Origin of the sequence: Actinoplanes sp. TBRC 11911 (genome assembly GCF_012933445.1) — a bacterium.
Classification (GTDB): Bacteria; Actinomycetota; Actinomycetes; order Mycobacteriales; family Micromonosporaceae; genus Actinoplanes.
In genome coordinates, this window is record NZ_JABBNC010000041.1 from 21490 (window position 1) to 39479 (window position 17990).

A 17990-nucleotide genomic window follows, 5' to 3' on the forward strand; every position below is an offset into this window, starting at 1 on the left:
CCAGTGCTTCTGGTGCTGTGCCGGCGCCGGCCAACGTTCCGGCTCCCACCGCGGCCCCGGCGGGAACGCCGTCCTCGTCAGCGCCCGAAACCCTTCACGCTCAGCCCGACGAGGGTGTGCGGCGACGCATCGCGGCCGCGCGCGAGGCCGCAGCCCGTGCGGCAGGTGCGCAAGCCGCCCCGCAGAGCGCTGATCCGGATGTGAGCGCGGCCGTGGCGGCCGCACGGATGCGCAGCGCCGAGCCAACGACGACGGCCGCCTCGGCCGGCTTCACGCTCACCGGCGGCGCCGCACCGACCTCGCCACCGGCGAACGGCTTCGCCGGAACGCCTCCGCAGCCGAACATTGTCGCCCAGAACGTCCCTCAATCGGGTGATTTGTCCCATCGGCAGCCCGAGGGTTTTGCGGCTCGTGGCACCGAAGTGAACGCGCGCGGCGCCGAGGCGAACGCGCCCGGCGCCCGGCGGGATGCCGAGGAGTCGCCGAGCTATGTTCCACCGCGCCCGGCACAGCCGGGCGACGCACCGCGATTCCCCACCGCTAACGGGCAGCAGCAGGCCGGAAACGGCCAGCAGTTCACGGGTTCGGCAACCGCGGCCTATCCGCAGACCACCAACGGCGACTTCCGCACACCCAGCGAGGATCCCGCCGCGTACCAATTCCACAACGGCCCGGTCAGTCCCGCGGTAGGCGCCTCGGTCCCCGCCAGCCCGGCGGTCGGCGCCGCCGTGCCCGCCAGCCCGGCCGTGGGTGCCGCGTTCGCCGGTAGCCCGCCAGCCGGCAACGCTTTCGTCGCGGCGACCCGCCCGGCCGGCAGCGCCACGTCCGCGACGCCCGGTGGGCAGGCCATGCGCCCGGCCTACCCCGGCAGCGCCAACGGCACTTTTTCGGGCGGCGCCCCGGGCACCTATCCCGGCAGCACCGCCCTGGCTGGAAGTCCGGCATACCCGACCGGCGGACCGTCCTATCCGGGCGGTAATGGCCACACCGGCGCGGTCGCCTACCCAGGCAGCGCGGCAAACGGCCACACCGCCTACCCCGGCAACGCGACTGAAACCACCGCTTACCCCGGTAGCGACGCGCCGAACGGCCACTCGGCCGCCACCGCCTACTCCGGCGGCCACACCGGCCCGACAGTGTTCCCCGGCGGCAGTGCGGGCGGCGGCCAGTCCGGCACCGCGGCCTACCCCGCCGCGAACCCGGCCAACGGCCACACCGGCGGACCGGCCTATCCCGGTGGCGGCGCCGGAAGCCAGAGCGGCGGCGCCGGAACGCACAACGGGACCGGAACCCACAACGGCACTGGCACGCACAACGGCACTGGGACGCACAGCGGCGCCGGAACGCGCAACGGCGCCCAAGGCGGCCGCGGCAACACCACCAGCTTCGCCAGCACCACCTCGTTCTTCAGCAATGCCGCGGATGCTGCGGCCCCGGGCGGCCTCCCCGCCAACGACGCGCCCCAGGATCCACACGAGACCGCCGTCATCAGCACATCAGACGCGCCTACCGGGCTGCTTCCCTCGTTGAGGCGTACGACATCCGCACCTCAACCACCGCCCATCAAGGAAGCGACGGCTCTCATGTCCGCAGTGCCCGGTGTGGCGGCGAAGGCCGCGAAGGCGAAAGCCGAGCCGGACGCCGCCCTCGGTGCCGCCGAGGCCGTCCCGGCACTTCCAGGCGCCGTCCCCGCGCCGAGCATCGACGAGCCGGGCGACGACGACGGGCCGAAGCGCGGCGAGCGCGTGGTGAAGCTGCGGCCGGAGCAGACCGGCGAGGGCTACAAGAGCGTGTACTCGGAGCTGACCCGCCCGACCGTCGGCTCCCGGATCCGCGGGGGAATCCGGATCTCCGGCGAGCTGATGATCACCTTCGGGTTGATCGTGCTGCTGTTCGCGGGCTACGAGGTGTTCGGTAACTCGGCCGAGGTGCAGCACGAGCAGGACGCGCTCTCGCAGGAGCTGGACCAGTCGTGGAACGACCCGACCGTCGGTCCGACCAAGGCGCCGATCGGTCCGGCCGCGCCCGCCGCGAACCTGGTCGGCCGTCTCTACATCCCGAAGCTGAAAAAGGAGTGGGTGGTCGTCAACGGCGTCACCCCCAAGGACATCAAGGGAGCGCCCGGCCACTACCCGGACAGCGCGATGCCCGGCGAGGTCGGCAACTTCTCGGTCGCCGGGCACCGGATCCGCAAGATCTTCTGGTTCATCGACGAGCTGCACCCGGGTGACGTCATCGGCGTCGAGACCAGGGACAGCTGGTACGTGTACAAGGTGTACGGCGACCAGGTCGTCAAGCCGACCCAGGTCGAGGTGGTGGCCCCGGTACCGAACCACCCGGGTCAGACGCCGACCAAGAAGCTGCTCACGTTGACCACGTGCAACCCGAAGTTCAACAACTACCAGCGGCTCATCGTGCACGCCGAGCTCGCGCGTACGGTCAAGCGTGACCCGAGCCTGCCCGACGCCGGCATGCCGGCCGAGATGAAGACGAAGTAGCCATGTACGCCTGGATCTGGCGCAAACTTCCGTTCGGCGTGTGGGGCAAGCTCGCCGGCTCTCTCGGCCTGGCGGTGGCGACGATCGCCCTGCTCTGGTACGTGGTTTTCCCCGCTGCCACCCCGCTGCTGCCGTTCGACGACGTCCAGGTGACGGACAACGGTCAGGACACCGGCACGTCGCGGACCGATCCCGACTCGGTGACCCCGGCCGAGTCCGGAGCGCCGGACGAGATCCCCTACAGCACCGAGACGAACGAGCCGGACCCGTCGCACTCGGCCAGCCCGAAGCAGTCGAAGACGTCCGCGCCGACCGACCTTCCGGGGGAGTGACGATGCGCATTCTGGTGATCGACAACTACGACTCGTTCGTCTTCAACCTGGTGCAGTATCTGGGCCAGCTAGGCGCCGACTGCGAGGTCCGGCGCAACGACGAGATCTCGGTGGCGGACGTCGGTACGTTCGGCGCCGCCGGCATCCTGCTGTCCCCCGGGCCGGGCACTCCGGAACGGGCCGGTATCACCATGGACGTCATCCGGGCGTACGCGGGAAAGCTTCCGATGTTCGGGGTTTGCCTCGGCCATCAGGCGATCGGGGCCGCGTTCGGTGCGACCGTGACCCGCGCTCCGGAGCTGCTGCACGGCAAGACGTCCGAAGTGCACCACACCGGCGCGGGTGTGCTGGCCGGCCTTCCGGAGCCGTTCACCGCGACCCGCTACCACTCGCTGGCCGTACTGCCCGAGACGCTGCCCGCCGAGATCGAGGTGACCGGCCGCACCGAGTCGGGCGTCGTGATGGCGATGCGGCACCGGGAGCTGCCGATCGAGGGTGTGCAGTTCCACCCAGAGTCGGTGCTCACCGAGGGCGGGCACACCATGCTCGCGAACTGGCTCGCCTTCTGCGGGCTGACGAGCGCGCTGGAGAAGGCGCCGGCCCTGGCCGCCGAGGTGGAAACCCGCCGCCGGGCCGCGTTCGCGTCGGTCTGAAAGGGGCCGCCCCCGAGGGGGCGGCCGCACTCTCGCCTCTTAGTTCCGGCGCCCGATCGCGTCCGGGATCACGCCGTTGTTGAACTGGCCGCCGCCGTTGCCGCCACCGCCGTTACCGGGCCCGTTGGGGTCGTTCGGTGATGACGGCGGGTTGCTCGGCTCGTCCGAGTCGTCCACCACGGTGATCGTGACGTCGTCGCCCTTCGTGACGTTCGCACCGGCGTTCGGCTGCTGGTTGACGACCGTGCCCGGGTCCTGCGTGCCGTCGCCGGCGACCTTCTTGATGCTGACGTTGAAGGGGCCTTGCGACTTGAGAACGGCTTCCGCCGCGTCCTGGCTCTGGCCGATCACCGACGGCATCTTGACGACCTGACCGTTGGAGATCTTCACGGTGATGGTCGTACCCGGGTCGACCTTCTTGCCCTCGCTCTCCACGTCGACGACCGTGTCGGCCGGCTTGGAACTGTCGACGGTCCTGAAGTCGGGCACCAGGCCCTTGCCGCGCAGCGTGGAATCCGCGCTCGCCTTGGTGGAGCCCTCCAGGTCGTCCGGCACGGTTACCGGGGTCGGCGCGTTGCACAGCTTGTAGCTGACCGCCGTGCCGCTCGCCACCGACGTACCGGCCTGCGGGTCCTGATCCGTGACCTTGCCGTCGCAGTCGTCCTTGATCTCGGGCGCCAGCGGGTTACCCGTCAGCCCCGCGGCTGCGAGAGCCTGCTTGGCCTGCGCCTCGGTCATGCCCTCGAGGCTCGGCATCGTGGCCGGCGCGGCCGCCGACGGGCCACCACCGCCGGCGTTGGTCTTGTCGTTGTCATCGCCGTTGCGGGCCATGATCAGGGCGACCGTCAGCACGACCACCACCAGGACGCCCAGGGCGGCGAGCGACGCCATCACCCAGGACGAACGTTTCTCCGGTCCGCGCGGCGGCGCGGCCTGCGGGATCGGCCGCTGCATCGTGGTGGCGGCCTGCGGCTGCCACTGACGCTGCGTCGCGCCCTGCATGGCCATGGTCTCGGCTTCCGACATCACCGGGGTGGCGAGCACCGGACGCCCGGCGACGGCGCGCAACGCGTCGGCGCGCATCTCCTGGGCGCTCTGGTACCGGTTCATCGGGTTCTTCGAGAGCGCCTTCAGCACGATCGCGTCGACGTCCGGCGACACCTGGGGGTTGAGCTCGCTCGGCGCCCGCGGTTCTTCCCGGACGTGCTGGTAGGCGACGCTGACCGGGCTGTCGCCGACGAACGGCGGGTGCCCGACGAGCAGTTCGAACAGCACACAGCCGGCCGCGTACACGTCGGAGCGTGCGTCGACGGCCTCGCCGCGCGCCTGCTCGGGTGACAGGTATTGCGCGGTGCCGATCACGGCGCTGGTCTGCGTCATCGTGGTGGCGCCGCTGGCCAGGGCCCGGGCGATACCGAAGTCCATGACCTTGACCTGGCCGTTCTGCGTGATCATCACGTTGCCGGGCTTGATGTCCCGGTGGATGATCCCGTGCCGGTGGCTGAACTCCAGCGCGGCGCAGATGTCGGCGATGATCTCGAGTGCGCGCCGCGCCGGGAGCTGCCCTTCCTGGGCGAGGACTTCCTTCAGCGTGTGCCCGTTGACGAACTCCATGACGATGAACGGAACTTTTTCACCGGTGGCCGAGATTTCCTCGCCGGTGTCGTAGACGGCGACGATCGCCGGGTGGTTCAGGGCGGCCGAGTTCTGCGCCTCGCGCCGGAACCGCTCCTGGAAAGTCGCGTCGCGGGCCAGGTCGCTGCGCAGCATCTTGATGGCCACGTCCCGGCCGAGCCGGAGGTCGCGCCCCCGGTGCACCTCGGCCATGCCGCCGTAGCCAAGAAGCTCGCCGACCTGATACCTGCCACCGAGCAGACGGGCCTGCGCCGTCATAGCGTCTGTCGTCCTTCGTTATATGGAATCCAGCCGGGGTTCGCGCCCGTCTGCCTTGTTAGACGGTACGACGCCCCGGACAGTTCGACTCCGAAGGCGCCCGCGTGGCCAACCGCCACGCTTTCAACATTGCTATTTTTGATCGCTTCGTTCTGCTGACCCTGTTTGTACAGGAAAGAGATCACGCCCGCGCAAAGGAGGACCAGAAGAGCCAGCACGACGGCCAGCACGATCAGGACCTGTCGACCGGCCGAGCTCTCCGGCCTGGCCATCTGCTGCGGCTGCGGTTGTGGTTGTTGGTAGGCCTGCCGATACGGCTGCACCGGCGGTGACGCCGGCGAAGGAGAGGGTACCGAGGCGGCTCCGCGCGCCCCCGAGACGGGTCGGGGAACCGGTGGGTGCGGTGCGCGTGCGCTGCCGGACGCCGGCGACACCGGGGGCGCCGACTGCGGGCGCCCGACCGGCGCGGATCGTGCCGGGGCCGGCTGCTGATGCGCCGCCGCGGTCAGCGAGGCGGCCGCCTGGCGGGCGACCGCGGCCATCGCCGACGCCGAGGGCCAGCGGGCCTTGGGGTCCTTCGCGAGCGCCCGCTCGACGATCGCGCGCACCGGCGGCGGGATGTCACCCGGAAGGGGCCTCGGCGTGTCGCGGACGTGCTTCATCGCGATCTCGATCGGGGTGGCGCCGTCGAACGGCCGGTGCCCGGACAGGCACTGGTACGCGACGACCCCGAGCGCGTACACGTCGGAGGCGGAGGTGGCGACGTCGCCGGCGGCCTGCTCCGGCGAGATGTACGAGGCGGTGCCGAGCACCGATCCGGCCGCGGTGAGCTGGCCGACCAGCGCCGAGCGAGCGATGCCGAAGTCGGTGAGGACCAGCGTGCCGTTCGGGCGTACGAGCAGGTTGCCGGGCTTGACGTCGCGATGCACGATGCCGTTCTCGTGCGCCGCCTGAAGGGCGTCGGCGGCCTGTGCGACCAGCGCCATCGTGCGCGCCGGGGTGAGCCGGCCGACCCGGCTGAGCGTCCGGGACAGGGCGTCGCCCTCGACGTACTCCATGACCAGGAACGCGAGCTGCTGATCACTGCCGTAGTCGTAGACGTCGACGACACCGGGGTGGTTGATCGTGGCCATGGTGCGCGCCTCGCCACGGAACCGCTCGGCGAATCCCGGCTCGTCCAGCAGGGCCGGCAGCAGGATCTTGACCGCCACCGTCCGGCCCAGCACCTCGTCGGTGCCGCGCCAGACATCACCCATGCCGCCGCCGGCGATCCGCTCATCGAGCCGGTACCGACCGCCGAGGGTCACCCCAGGGCTGATCACGTCAGTCCCCTTCCTGACCCGCCGCAGCCGCCATGATCTTCCCGGCGATCCGGGCCGCTTCGGCGCTGGCGTGGCCGCCGGACACATTCTCCAGCATGACGCATGCCGCCGAGACCGCCTCGCCCTTGCTGTTGAACGCGAAGCCGATGAACCATCCGTGCGGGTCGGCACCCTCGGCGTTGTCGGCCGTGCCGGTCTTGCCGCCGATGTCCAGGCCCCGGTTCTGCGCGCGCTTGCCGGTGCCGTTCTCGACGACGCTGAACATCATTTCTTTCAGGCCGTCGGCGACCTGCGAGTTGATCGGGTCGCGCAGCACCTTCGGGTCGGCCGTATAGATCGTCCGGCGGTCCGGGCTGAGCAGCTTCTGCACCAGGTAGGGGCGCATCTGCTTGCCGCCGTTGGCGACCGTGGCGGCGATCAGCGCGCCCTGCACCGGCGTCATCCGGACGTCCCGCTGACCGATCGACGACTGGGCCAGGGCGCCCAGGTCGGCGCTGCCGTCCGGGTTTGCGATCGCGCCGGTGTGGCTGGCCGCGACCGGCAGCCCGCCGCCGTCGAGGTTACCGACCGTGAGCTTGTCGTCCTCGAATCCGAACGCCTTCGCCGTGTCCATCACCTTTTCGCGGCCCAGCTTGACGCCGAGCTGGGCAAAACCGGTGTTACAGCTCTCGGTGAGCGCTTCCTTGAGGGTGACCTGGTCGCTCGGACAGACCTCGTCCTCGGCGTTGTGGATGACCGCGCCGCTCTGCGTGTACGACCGGCCGGCCGGGATCTCGGTGCTGGTCGAATATCCGCTTTCCAGCGCGGCCGCCGAGATGATGGTCTTGAAGGTCGAGCCGGGCGGCAGCGTCTCCTGGGTGGCCCGGTTCAGCAGCGGCTGGCTCTTATCCTTCAGGAGCTTCTCGTACGCCGCCCCGGCCGCCTTTTCGTCGTGGCTGGCCAGTGGGTTCGGGTCGAAGCTGGGCATCGACACCATGGCCTGGATCGCGCCGGTACGCGGGTCGATCGCGACCGCTGCACCTCGCTTCGCGCCCCGCTCGTTGTGGATCATTTCGTCGTACGCCGTGTCCTGCGCCTTGGTGTTCAGCGTCAGGAGCACGTTGCCGCCGCCGGTGTTGTTGCCGGTGAACATGTCCTTCACCCGGTCGGCGAACAGTTTGTCGCTCTCCCCGGAGAGGAAGTCGTTCTCGCTGTTCTCGATGCCGGTGGCGGCCAGGCTGACCGGGCGGTACCCGAGCACCGGCGCGTACTCCTGCTTCTTCGGGTAGACCCGCAGGTATTTGAGCGTGTCGTCGGTGGCCTTGTTCTCGGCCACGCCCTGGCCGTCGACCTCGATGACGCCGCGCGGGCGTTCGTACTGGGCGACCACGACGCGACGGTTCAACCCGCTGGTGCGGTAGTCGTCCGCCTTGTACGCCTGGACCCAGTTCAGGTTCGCGAAAAGCAGGGCGAACAGGACGAGGATGACCACGCTGGCTCGCCGCAAGGGTGCGTTCACGGCTTGATCACCTCTGTCATGGCGCCGTGGAGCTGAGTAGGTGCTTTCTTCGGACCACCGGCCGGGCGATCCGAGGCGCCCGCCGCGGCCGGACCGCGCGCCGCGTTCGAGATGCGCAGCAGCATCGCGATGAGCAGCCAGTTCGCCATCAGTGACGAGCCACCCGCGGAGAGGAACGGAGTGGTCTGTCCGGTGAGCGGGATGAGTCCGGTGATGCCACCCAGGATGACGAACACCTGCAAACCGAGGGTGAACGCGAGGCCTCCGGCAACCAGCTTGCCGAACGAATCACGAACCGCGAGGGCCGCCCGCAGACCGCGCTCGACGATCAGCAGGTAGACGATGAGCAGCGCGGACAGGCCGAACAAACCGAGTTCCTCACCGAGACCGGCGAAGATGAAGTCGGTGCGGACCTCGGGCACGAAGCCCGGCGAGCCGGCGCCCGGCCCGGAGCCGAACAGGCCGCCCGTTCCCATCGCGAGCAGACCCTGGACGAGCTGATAACTGCCGCCCACCCGGTCGTAGTTCGCGGTCGCGAACGGGTCGAGCCAGACCTGGGCGCGGTCGTAGAAGTTCGCGAACGGACCGCCGACCGAGGCGCCCAGCAGGTACGCCACGTAGACGCCGCCGAAGAACAGCACCAGACCGATGATCAGCCAGCTGGCCCGCTCGGTCGCCACGTACAGCGTCACGACGAACAGGCCGAAATACAGCAGAGCGGTACCGAGGTCCTTCTCGAAGACCAGGACCAGGAGGCTGAGCAGCCAGACCGTGACGACCGGCCCGAGGTCGCGGCCGCGCGGGAAGTCGATGCCGAGAACCCGGCGGCTGGCCAGCGACAGCACCTCGCGCTTGCGCACCAGGTAGTACGCGAAGAAGGAGACCAGCGCCAGCTTCGCGAACTCACCCGGCTGGATCGAGAACGCCCCGAGCCGGATCCACAGCTTCGCGCCGTTGACCTCGGACAAGCTGCTCGGCAGCACCGCCGGGATCATCACGAGCACGATGCCGACCAGGCCCAGCGTGTACGCGTACCGGGAGACGACCTTGTGATCCCGGACCACCAGCAGCAGGATCGCCGCCAGGATCAGCGCGCCCAGCGTCCAGGCGAGCTGGCGTCCGCCGGTGCCGGCGAAGATGCCCGGTTCCGGCTGCTTCGCGGCGATCGCCCGAGCCAGGTCCAGCCGGCGCAGGAAGCCCACGCCCAACCCGTTGATCAGAGCGACGGCCGGAATCAGGACCGGGTCCGCGTACGGCGCCGTGTAGCGCACGACCACGTGCAGGCCGAGGAACAGGATGCTCAGCAACGCGGCCGGCACCCAGAACGTCATCCGGATCTCGCCGAACTGATTGGCCTCCACGGTGGCGCCGTAGATCGCCACCAGAACCATGGCGAACGCGAGAAGCCCGAGCTCCGCGTTGCGCCGGGTCTTCATTCCCGGGATACGCGACATCTCACCCGTGGAAGCGGGCGATGGAGCCGGTACGGCGGGCGCGGTCAAGAGTTCCCCAGACGTGTCGAGCCGACGCTCAGTTGACGGTCCGGCACCCGACCGGGTCGTTGACCGGTGGGGCAGACGCGTTGAGCTGAGCGGACGGCGTACTGGCATGCGTGGTGGCCCTAGGTGCCACCGACGCTGGTGTCGTCTTCTCCACCACTGGGGCGGACGCCGTCGTCTTCGGAGCGGGTGGCGCGGCGGTACTGCAGAGAGGCTTCAGATTCGGATTCCCCGGGGAATTGTCGGTCAGTTCCGCAAGTCGGTGCTGGGCGTCCGGCTGGTCGTCCGCGTGGATGCCCTGTTTGACCCGTTCCTGAGCGACCGAGGTGAGGTCGTCCAGACGGGTCCCGCTGGTCTCGTTCACACTGGACAGATCAAGACCGGCGATCTGACCCGGTACGCCGCGGAAGACGGCCAGCTGACCGGAATCGGTCGCGCCGACGTAGTACTGATCCTGCGTGTACTGGTAGCCCAGCCACAGCCCGCCACCCAGGACGGCCAGCAGCACGACCACCAGCAGCGTGGTCCGCACCGGATGCCCGGTGGGTTCCGATTCGCCGTCGAAGCCGTCGGCTTCCGGCTGCGGCTGTGGCGCGCGCGGCGCCTGCAGGGCGGAGGCGCGGGCGGCCGGCGTCGAGGCGTCGGCCACCGTCTGGTTACCGCGGTCGAGCGACGCGGCACCCCCGACGATCGGCGCCTGCTCGACGATGTCCTTGTCGATCAGATCCGCGATCACGACGGTGATGTTGTCCGGCCCGCCGCCGCGCAGCGCGAGCTGGACCAGCCGCTCCACGCAGGCCTGCGGGTCGGCGATCTCCCGCATCGTCTGACCGATCGTGTCCGCGCTGACCACGCCGGAGAGCCCGTCGCTGCAGATCATGTATCGGTCGCCCTTGAGAACCTGGCGAACCGAATATTCCGGGTCGATGTCGCGGCCGTCGAGCGCGCGGGTGAGCAACGAGCGCTGCGGGTGGCTGCTGGCCTCCTCGGGGCTGACGCGCCCCTCGTCGACCAGCATCTGGACGTACGTGTCGTCCTTGGTGATCTGGGCGAACTCGCCGTTGCGCAGGAGGTACGCACGGCTGTCGCCGATGTGCACCATCCCGAACTTGCTGCCGGTGAAGAGCACGGCGGTCAGCGTCGTACCCATTCCCTCCAGCTGCGGGTTCGCGTCGACGGTGTCACGTAGATGTTGGTTGGCGGTGCCCACGGCATGGCGAAGCGCGTCCACCAGCGCATCGCCGGGGACGTCCTCGTCGAGGGGTGCCATGGCGGCGATGACGATGTTGGAAGCGACGTCACCGGCCGCCATGCCGCCCATGCCATCGGCGACAGCAAGCAGCCGCGGCCCGGCGTAGACGGAGTCCTGGTTCAGGTCTCGGATCAGACCGCGGTCGCTCTGGGCGGCATAGCGCAGGGTCAGGGTCATGGCCGTAACTCGAGGGAAGTGCGACCGATACGGATCGGTACGCCAAGGGGGACGGGAGTAGGTCCGGAGACCTTACCGCGATCGAGGTAAGTTCCGTTCGTCGAGCCGAGATCTTCTACGAACCACTGACCGTCCCGCGGCACGAGCCGGGCGTGCCGGGCCGAGGCGAAGTCGTCGGTGATCACCAACGTGGAATCTTCCGCGCGACCGATAGTGATCGGCGCTTCGCCCAACGTGATCCGGGTGCCGGCCAGTTGACCGGCCGTCACCACGAGCTGCCGTGCCGCCTTACCGCGTTTGACCTTCGCCGGCTGGCCCGGAGCCGCCACGCCCCCCACCCCCCGTGGGCTGGCGACGATGCTCTTGGACCGGACCCCAGCGAAGAGATCCCGGCGAATCACTCCCACCACGGTGAATACGAATATCCACAACAGGATGAGGAAGCCGAACCGGGCGACGGTGAGGACGAATTCGGGCAAGGCGGGATCAGCCGTCCACTCGGAACGTCAACGTGGTCGTGCCCAGCTGGATCATGTCGCCCGGGTTGAGCGCCACGGCCGAAACCCGCTGGCCATTCACCATCGTTCCGTTCGTCGAACCGAGATCCGTCAGGACGACCTGGTTGCCGTCGTAGTCCAGACGGGCGTGCCGGCGCGAGATCCCGACGTCGGGCAGGCGCAGGTTCGCCTGGTCCCCGCGACCGATCACGGTCGAACCCATCTGCAACGGATACGTCCGGCCGTCGCCGGAGATCAGCCCGACGCTGCGGCCGTTGACACCGCCGTGCGGCTGGCCGTAGCCACCCTGCTGCTCATACGGCGGGTACTGCGGGCCGGCGTCATACGCCGGCTGCTGCACCGGGGCGACCTCGCCACCGGTGTAGACCTCGGCGGTGACCCGGAACATGCCCGTGTCCAGCCCGTCGCCACGCTCGATCTCGACGATCACGTCGCCGTAGACCGTCCACGCCTGCTCACCGATGAACTCGGCCTGTGACTGGGCCAGCTCCTGCGCCAGCGCGGCGGCATACGGCGCCAACCGGCTGTGATCGTAGGGTGAGAGGTCGATCACGTATCGATTCGGCACCAGGGTGCGGCCACCGGCGAGAATGGCCTTGTGCGCCTCGGCCTCCCGCTGCATGGCATTCAGAATCTCCACCGGGTGCACGACACCCTTGAACACCTTCGCGAAGGCCCCCTCGACAAGGCCTTCCAATCGCTTTTCAAAGCGCTGCAGCACGCTCACCGGCTCCTCCTCGGCTTCCGAGGACATGATGGTATCCGGCCGCCGCTCGCGCATCTCCGCACAAGTGCAGCCGGCACTTCTGACCCTCGTATGACCCCCGTCGACGCCGTGCTAGTCTTCCCTGGCGTCGCGGGCGATATCAACTCGCATAGTGACGTGCGACAGCGTAGTCTGTCGCGGCCAGTAACAAAACGGCAGGTCCTTTGGCTTGCTCGCCACGGGGATGTGGCGGAATGGCAGACGCGCACGGTTCAGGTCCGTGTGTCCGAAAGGACGTGGGGGTTCAACTCCCCCCATCCCCACGAGTGCGGTGGGCGGAGTGTGTCAGCGGAAAGCGCTGACCGCTCCGCCCTCGTCATATCTGCCGCGGGGCCGAGCCCCGCGCACCCACGGTGCGATGGTCACTCCTTCTGCGGCGGTCGCGGTTATCGGTGGGCTACCCACGCTTCGCGTGGCGGTCAACCCCCGCGCTCGCGGTCAACCCCACGCTTGCGGTCAACCCCACGCTTGCGGTCAACCCCACGCTCGCGGTCAACCCCACGCTCGCGGTCAACCCCACGCTCGCGGTCAACCCCGCGCTCGCGGTCAAGCCCGCGCTTCGCGTGGCGGTCAAACTCCTACACGCGGGTTCTGCTCTGAGGGTCTCGCGGTGGGCGTGGCTGTTCGGTGGGATTGATTCACCCGTAAGGCGACTTGGTGGGGCTGCAAGGCCAAACATCTTGGGTTTGTGGGGGCGGTTAAGCTCCTCGGGAGATTTTGGCCGCTTGGTGACGGAGTGTCGTGTCGTGAGCAGCAGTACCGAACTTGAGGGCAAGCGCAGCGTGCTCGGCGTGCTCGTGAATGTGACCAACTACGGCGAGGCGACCGAGCAGATCATCGACGCCGCGCGTGACCATCGGCACTACGCCGTGACCGCGCTGGCGGTGCACGGCGTGATGACCGGTGTGCAGGACCCCGCGCACAACGCGCGGCTGAACTCGTTCGATCTCGTCACACCCGACGGGCAGCCGGTGCGCTGGGCGCTGAACACCGTGCACCACGCCGAACTGGCCGACCGCGTGTACGGGCCGACACTGACGCTCAAGGTGGTGGAGCGCGCCGCGGCCGAGGGTCTTCCTATATATCTGTACGGCTCCACCGATCCCACCCTCGAACGACTGGTTCCGGCGCTGCAGGAGATGTTCCCGGCGCTGAAGATCGCCGGGGTGGAGGCGTCGAAGTTCCGCTCCTCGCAACCGGGCGAGCCCGAGGCGATCGCCGAGCGGATCAAGGCGTCCGGTGCCCGTATTGTCCTGGTCGGGCTCGGGTGTCCACGGCAAGAAGTCTTCGCGTACGCCATGCGTCCGCTTCTTGACATGCCATTGCTCGCGGTCGGCGCCGCATTCGACTACCACGCGGGATTGCTGAAGAACCCGCCCGCCTGGATGCAGAAGTACGCGCTCGAGTGGCTGTGGCGCCTCGGCCTCGAACCGAAGCGCCTCTGGAAGCGGTATGTGCTGCTCAACCCGGCTTACCTGACCCGGCTCGCGGCGCAGAAGACCGGCCTGTGGAAGGCCACGCCGCCGGCGCCGGCCACCGAACCGGTGCAGACCTTCGCCGTCTAACCCCGGCAACCGTTTCGCGCAAAACAATTTCCCACGGGAGCATTCGCCAACCCCGTAGGGGTAGTGATTCCGGTGATAACCCGGTTTCGCACGCCGACGCTCAGGTGAAGGCTGTCGATGTGGACACCGCAGCGGACCTCATCCTCGCCGGCGCGCTCGTCGCGGTCTGGCTCACGGCCGGATTGCTCGCCGACGCGCTGCCCCACGCGCGTACGACACGGGAGCTCCGCCGCCGATCCGGCACCCTGAGATTGCTCGTCGTGATCGGCGCCGCGGTCTTCGTGGCGGTGCCGGTGGTCACCGGCCTGATGCCGGGGGACGCGGCCGCCCCCGCCGCGGCACTCTTGCCGGCCGTGCCCGCGCTGATCGTGCTGACCGCCGGCCTGCGTCGCCTCACCCAGGTCCACCGGGGCGCCGGAGCGTTCGCCACCGCCCCGCAGACCCCGGTCCCGCCCGCCCTGCGAGCCGTGGCCGCCCATCCGATGATCATCGTGCCACTGCAGGTCACGGGCTTGGCGAGCATTCTGGGCGTCCCGATCGCCGCCCGATTCGTCACGGTGCCCGGCGCCGACCTCGCCGGGTACGGCATCACGCTGGTCGGGGTCGCCGTCATCGCGATCGGCATTCGCGCGGCGGTGCGGCACAGCAGGTACACGGTGCAGGCCGTCGCACCGATCGGTCACGGCCGTAACCGCGTACCGGTGAAAAGCCGTTAGTTCTTTTTCGCTTCCTGCACGTAAAGCAGCTCCAGAATGGAGCGCGCCGCCTCGAACCAGCGGTCCAGCCACTCCGAGGGCGGCAACGTCCCCCGGGCCGGCAGCTCCAGGAGCAGACCGCGCAGCAGCGGATGATCCGCCATCGACGCCTCACCCAGGGATACCGACGCGCTCGGGTCCGGCCAGCCCGACGACGGGAAGACCGGCTCGGTCAAGCCCTGCAGGTCCAGCGACGGCAACTGCGCCGCGCGATCCAGCGGGCTGGTCGGCTCGATGCTGTGCGACCGGCCCGGCGACCTGGTCGGCAATCCCGACGAGCCGCCCCGGGAGATGATCTCCCCGTCGGTCTCCCCGGACAGGGCGTCCCGCCGGTTCTGCCGGTACGCGCTGACCCCGCCACTGAACCGGTCCTGCGCGGACCCGGAGCCGTTGCTCAGGTTTTCGGAACCAATCGTCATATCTGCCTAGCCTCGCTCGCCTCGCTCGTGAGGTATTCGCCCGTTATGCGCGATCTGGTCCGCGCTTGTGCCGTTCAACGACGCGAGTCCCGAAATGAGTACGGCCGGCTCTCCCGCAGCAGCGAGAGGGCCGGCCGGTTGGAGACGGACTATGAGGTCAGAGGTCGAACTCGCCGTCCTTGGCGCCGCCCACGAAGGCATCCCATTCGGCGGCCGTGAAGATCAACGCCGCCCCGTCGGGGTTCTTCGAGTCGCGGACCGCGATCGCCTCGTCGACGAACGCCACTTCCACACAGTTGTCGGAGTTGGGACCGCTACGGGTGCTCTTGAACCACTGCGCCCCGCTCAGGTCGATTCGGAAACCCTTCGCTTCAACTTCCACAATGGCTCCTCTACCAGCAATTCCATCATCTGGGTGGACGCGTCCGGATCGAGTGCCGTCGCTTGGATGGCCTCGAAGATCGCGTTGTACTTCTCCAGCTCCTCGAACTTCTCCAGAAACAGCCCGCCGGTGGCGTTCTCGGTGAACACCACGTCGGCGTCCCGCTCCTCTTCGAACTCGAGAATCGCGAACGTGCCATCCATACCGGCATGGGCACCGACATCGAACGGCAAGATCTGCAACGTCACGTTCGGCAGCCGGGCCGCCTCGATCAATCGCCGCAATTGATCGCGCATGACCTCGTCGCCGCCGACCGGCCGGCTCAACACCGCCTCATCAAGCACCACCCGAAGATCGATCGGATCGTCCGAAGTCAATAACGATTGGCGTGCCATGCGGACATGGACACGCTGCTCTATTTCTTCGATGCGGTCACCCAACCGAGCGGCCCGAATCATCGCAATTGCGTACTCTTCGCTCTGCAACAGTCCGGGGATGACCTGCTGCTCGTACGTGCGGACCGCGCGGGCCGCCGCCTCCAGCCCGACGTACGCCCCGGTCAGAACCGTGGAAAAGGGGTGCCACCAACCCTTTTGCCGAGCCTCTCGGGCAATCTGGACAAGCTCCATCTTGATCGCATCGTCGACGCCATAAATGTCCAATATGTTCTGCACGTCGGCCGGGGTCGCACTGGTATGTCCCGTTTCAATTCGGGACACTTTGGACATGGAGCAACCGATTCTCGCCGCCACCGTGTCGATCGTGACGCCGGCCGCCTCGCGATGCCGCCGCATCTCGGCTCCGAGCCGCCGCCGGCGAATGGTGGGACTCCGTTGCTGATTCACGACTTCAGTCTCTCTGTGGATCATTTAACCGTTCAAGAGAATCTGTACAAGACCAACAATCACGGAAGACTGACATGCAACTTGCATCGATCGCACTCGTGGTGCAATCTTTTCGCTATGGCCCGCGTCACTTACTCTTGACGGGCGACGCGGACAAGTCTCGGCCGACAACGCCGTTTACGGTGGACCGAACCGACGGTTCGTCCGAGGTGGACTGATCCACTCCGGACGGCACCGGCGGATCGGTGGCGGTAACGTTCTGCAACGCTTTTTGACGATTGGCACGTGGAGAGCTTGCAAAGACGTTTCGGCCGGGCACACTTAGTGCTTCCGTGTCAAGGTTCACCCCGAGACGGGTTCTAGGGCAGGAGAAGACGTGCTACCTCGGTCCGGTGATGTCATACACGTGACGAAGGCGGCGAGCGTCCAATTCGCGGCGCCGATGCTCTTCCGCGTCATCCGGGTCCACGACTGGCCGACATACGACGGCTGGATTTGGCTGGACGGGTATGAGCTCAATACCTCGGGGGATGCGGTCGAGCGGCGGTCGATCTTCGTTCAGGTAAACGGCCTGCGTGCGGTGGGTAAGGCCCCCGACCCGCGGGCGCGCAACGGCCGTCAGCCCGGCACGGTGCCGGCGAACGTCCGGTCCCGGCTGCGAACGAATCGCTGACGCTCAGTCGCCGTTCAGCCCGGGCTCTCCGGCCGTCCCGGTTGCCGGTGGCGTCGCCCCTTGCGCGACCACCAGCGTGATTCTCGTGTCCGGTGGGACCTCCTGCCCCTCCACCGGATCACTGTCGATCACCGTTCCGGGCAACGCGTCGTCGTCACGCAGAATGACGTGCCAGCTCAGGCCCATGTTGCTGAGCGCGGTCTCGGCCTCCGGCAACGGGAGCCCCTTGAGCGCCGGGACCGTGATCGCGTTCGTCGCCGGGTTGGTCGTGGACGGCGACGGAGTCGGCGCGGTCGTGGTCGGCTCGGTCGACGGCGTGGCGCTGGGCGTGAACGTCGGGGTCTGCTGCGTTTGCGTCGGCGCCGCCGACGGCACGACGGGCGGCGCCGGCGTCTCGTCACCGCCGGAGTTCTGCATGATCAGATAAATACCGACGGCCAGCGCGGCCAGCAGGATCAGCGCGATGATGCCGACCACGATCGGCATCCACCAGCGGTCGCGCGGTTCCCGGCCCATCGTGTTCGGCCAGTCGTCGGCGTCTTGATAGGTGGCCGGGTTGGGCGCGCGCACCTCGGCGCGGCCGGACCACGCCGGGTTCGCCCTGCTGGCGGCCCAGTCGTCGCCGACCGGCGGCATGACCGACGTTTTATTCGTCGCAGGCGGCAAGGGATCCGCCACGGTTTCGTCATCGGACGGGCGCCTTTTGTCGCCGTACGGGCGGCTTTTGTCGCCGTACGACGGCGCGACGCGGGTTTCGTCATCGGACGGCCGCGCGACCCGGGTCTCGTCGCCGGACGGGCCATGCGGCCGAGTGTCGTCTTCCGCCGCAGGGAAGCCGCCGACCCGCGTGGCGTCATCGTCCCTGTGGCGGGGCGTGAACGGTCGCGTCTCGTCGCGCTCGTCGGACATTGCCGCTCCTCCACGTCATTCACCCGCAGGGGTC

17 protein-coding genes and 1 tRNA gene are annotated in these 17990 nt (G+C 68.6%); 7 read left to right on the plus strand and 11 right to left on the minus strand.

From position 1 onward, the window contains the following. Positions 1 to 200: 200 nt before the first annotated feature. From HH310_RS45640 to HH310_RS37040, 3 genes are read left to right on the plus strand one after another with little or no spacing between them, the layout of a single operon-like run. Entirely contained in the window at positions 201 to 2498 is a 2298-nt protein-coding gene (locus tag HH310_RS45640) for a class E sortase (protein ID WP_312034571.1), read from the plus strand. Between the two features lie 2 nt (positions 2499 to 2500). Beyond that, positions 2501 to 2830: a hypothetical protein gene (locus HH310_RS37035; protein WP_169180408.1), complete on the plus strand. Its 330-nt coding sequence runs from the start codon at positions 2501 to 2503 to the stop codon at positions 2828 to 2830. 2 nt (positions 2831 to 2832) lie between these two features. After that, a complete protein-coding gene (locus HH310_RS37040; RefSeq protein WP_169180409.1) occupies positions 2833 to 3483 on the plus strand; it encodes an aminodeoxychorismate/anthranilate synthase component II in 651 nt (216 codons plus the stop codon). Positions 3484 to 3522: 39 nt separating this feature from the next. Here the strand turns inward: HH310_RS37040 and pknB are convergent, their stop codons facing one another. The 7 genes from pknB to HH310_RS37075 all read right to left on the minus strand — a co-directional run bounded on the left by pknB (position 3523) and on the right by HH310_RS37075 (position 12396). Further along, positions 3523 to 5376, minus strand: coding sequence for a Stk1 family PASTA domain-containing Ser/Thr kinase (pknB, locus tag HH310_RS37045; RefSeq protein WP_169180410.1), 1854 nt, complete (start codon positions 5374 to 5376; stop codon positions 3523 to 3525). Then, positions 5373 to 6698, minus strand: a complete 1326-nt coding sequence (locus HH310_RS37050) for a serine/threonine-protein kinase (protein ID WP_169180411.1) — start codon at positions 6696 to 6698, stop codon at positions 5373 to 5375. The genes pknB and HH310_RS37050 overlap by 4 nt, the downstream gene beginning before the upstream one ends. A gap of 1 nt (position 6699) precedes the next feature. Further along, positions 6700 to 8196 (minus strand): penicillin-binding protein 2, encoded by a 1497-nt coding sequence (locus HH310_RS37055; RefSeq protein WP_169180412.1) that lies wholly within the window; start codon positions 8194 to 8196, stop codon positions 6700 to 6702. Beyond that, a complete protein-coding gene (locus HH310_RS37060; protein WP_211193097.1) occupies positions 8193 to 9650 on the minus strand; it encodes an FtsW/RodA/SpoVE family cell cycle protein in 1458 nt (485 codons plus the stop codon). The genes HH310_RS37055 and HH310_RS37060 overlap by 4 nt, the downstream gene beginning before the upstream one ends. Positions 9651 to 9726: 76 nt before the next feature. Then, the gene (locus tag HH310_RS37065) at positions 9727 to 11124 is read right to left on the minus strand and encodes a PP2C family serine/threonine-protein phosphatase (protein ID WP_169180414.1); all 1398 of its coding nucleotides are present in this window, start codon (positions 11122 to 11124) and stop codon (positions 9727 to 9729) included. Further along, entirely contained in the window at positions 11121 to 11603 is a 483-nt protein-coding gene (locus HH310_RS37070) for an FHA domain-containing protein (RefSeq protein ID WP_169180415.1), read from the minus strand. The genes HH310_RS37065 and HH310_RS37070 overlap by 4 nt, the downstream gene beginning before the upstream one ends. Positions 11604 to 11610: 7 nt before the next feature. Next, complete coding sequence (locus HH310_RS37075) at positions 11611 to 12396, minus strand: DUF3662 and FHA domain-containing protein (protein WP_169180465.1); 786 nt, start codon at positions 12394 to 12396, stop codon at positions 11611 to 11613. 192 nt (positions 12397 to 12588) lie between these two features. On the opposite strand from HH310_RS37075, the gene HH310_RS37080 reads away from it, so the two are divergent. From HH310_RS37080 to HH310_RS37090, 3 genes are all read left to right on the plus strand, one after another. Continuing rightward, positions 12589 to 12671, plus strand: a tRNA-Leu gene (locus HH310_RS37080). 483 nt (positions 12672 to 13154) lie between these two features. Further along, on the plus strand, positions 13155 to 13973 hold the full coding sequence (locus HH310_RS37085) for a WecB/TagA/CpsF family glycosyltransferase (RefSeq protein ID WP_169180416.1): 819 nt from the start codon (positions 13155 to 13157) through the stop codon (positions 13971 to 13973). A gap of 119 nt (positions 13974 to 14092) precedes the next feature. Beyond that, the gene (locus HH310_RS37090) at positions 14093 to 14689 is read left to right on the plus strand and encodes a hypothetical protein (protein WP_169180417.1); all 597 of its coding nucleotides are present in this window, start codon (positions 14093 to 14095) and stop codon (positions 14687 to 14689) included. Here HH310_RS37090 and HH310_RS37095 read toward each other — a convergent pair. The 3 genes from HH310_RS37095 to HH310_RS37105 form a co-directional block, all read right to left on the minus strand. Continuing rightward, positions 14686 to 15147, minus strand: a complete 462-nt coding sequence (locus HH310_RS37095) for a hypothetical protein (protein ID WP_169180418.1) — start codon at positions 15145 to 15147, stop codon at positions 14686 to 14688. The genes HH310_RS37090 and HH310_RS37095 overlap by 4 nt on opposite strands. Before the next feature lie 157 nt (positions 15148 to 15304). Then, complete coding sequence (locus HH310_RS37100; RefSeq protein WP_169180419.1) at positions 15305 to 15529, minus strand: DUF397 domain-containing protein; 225 nt, start codon at positions 15527 to 15529, stop codon at positions 15305 to 15307. After that, a complete protein-coding gene (locus HH310_RS37105; RefSeq protein WP_169180420.1) occupies positions 15493 to 16374 on the minus strand; it encodes a helix-turn-helix transcriptional regulator in 882 nt (293 codons plus the stop codon). The genes HH310_RS37100 and HH310_RS37105 overlap by 37 nt, the downstream gene beginning before the upstream one ends. A gap of 376 nt (positions 16375 to 16750) precedes the next feature. On the opposite strand from HH310_RS37105, the gene HH310_RS37110 reads away from it, so the two are divergent. After that, positions 16751 to 17047 (plus strand): hypothetical protein, encoded by a 297-nt coding sequence (locus tag HH310_RS37110; RefSeq protein WP_169180421.1) that lies wholly within the window; start codon positions 16751 to 16753, stop codon positions 17045 to 17047. 3 nt (positions 17048 to 17050) lie between these two features. Here the strand turns inward: HH310_RS37110 and HH310_RS37115 are convergent, their stop codons facing one another. Continuing rightward, a complete protein-coding gene (locus HH310_RS37115) occupies positions 17051 to 17956 on the minus strand; it encodes a PASTA domain-containing protein (protein ID WP_169180422.1) in 906 nt (301 codons plus the stop codon). Positions 17957 to 17990 lie beyond the last annotated feature (34 nt).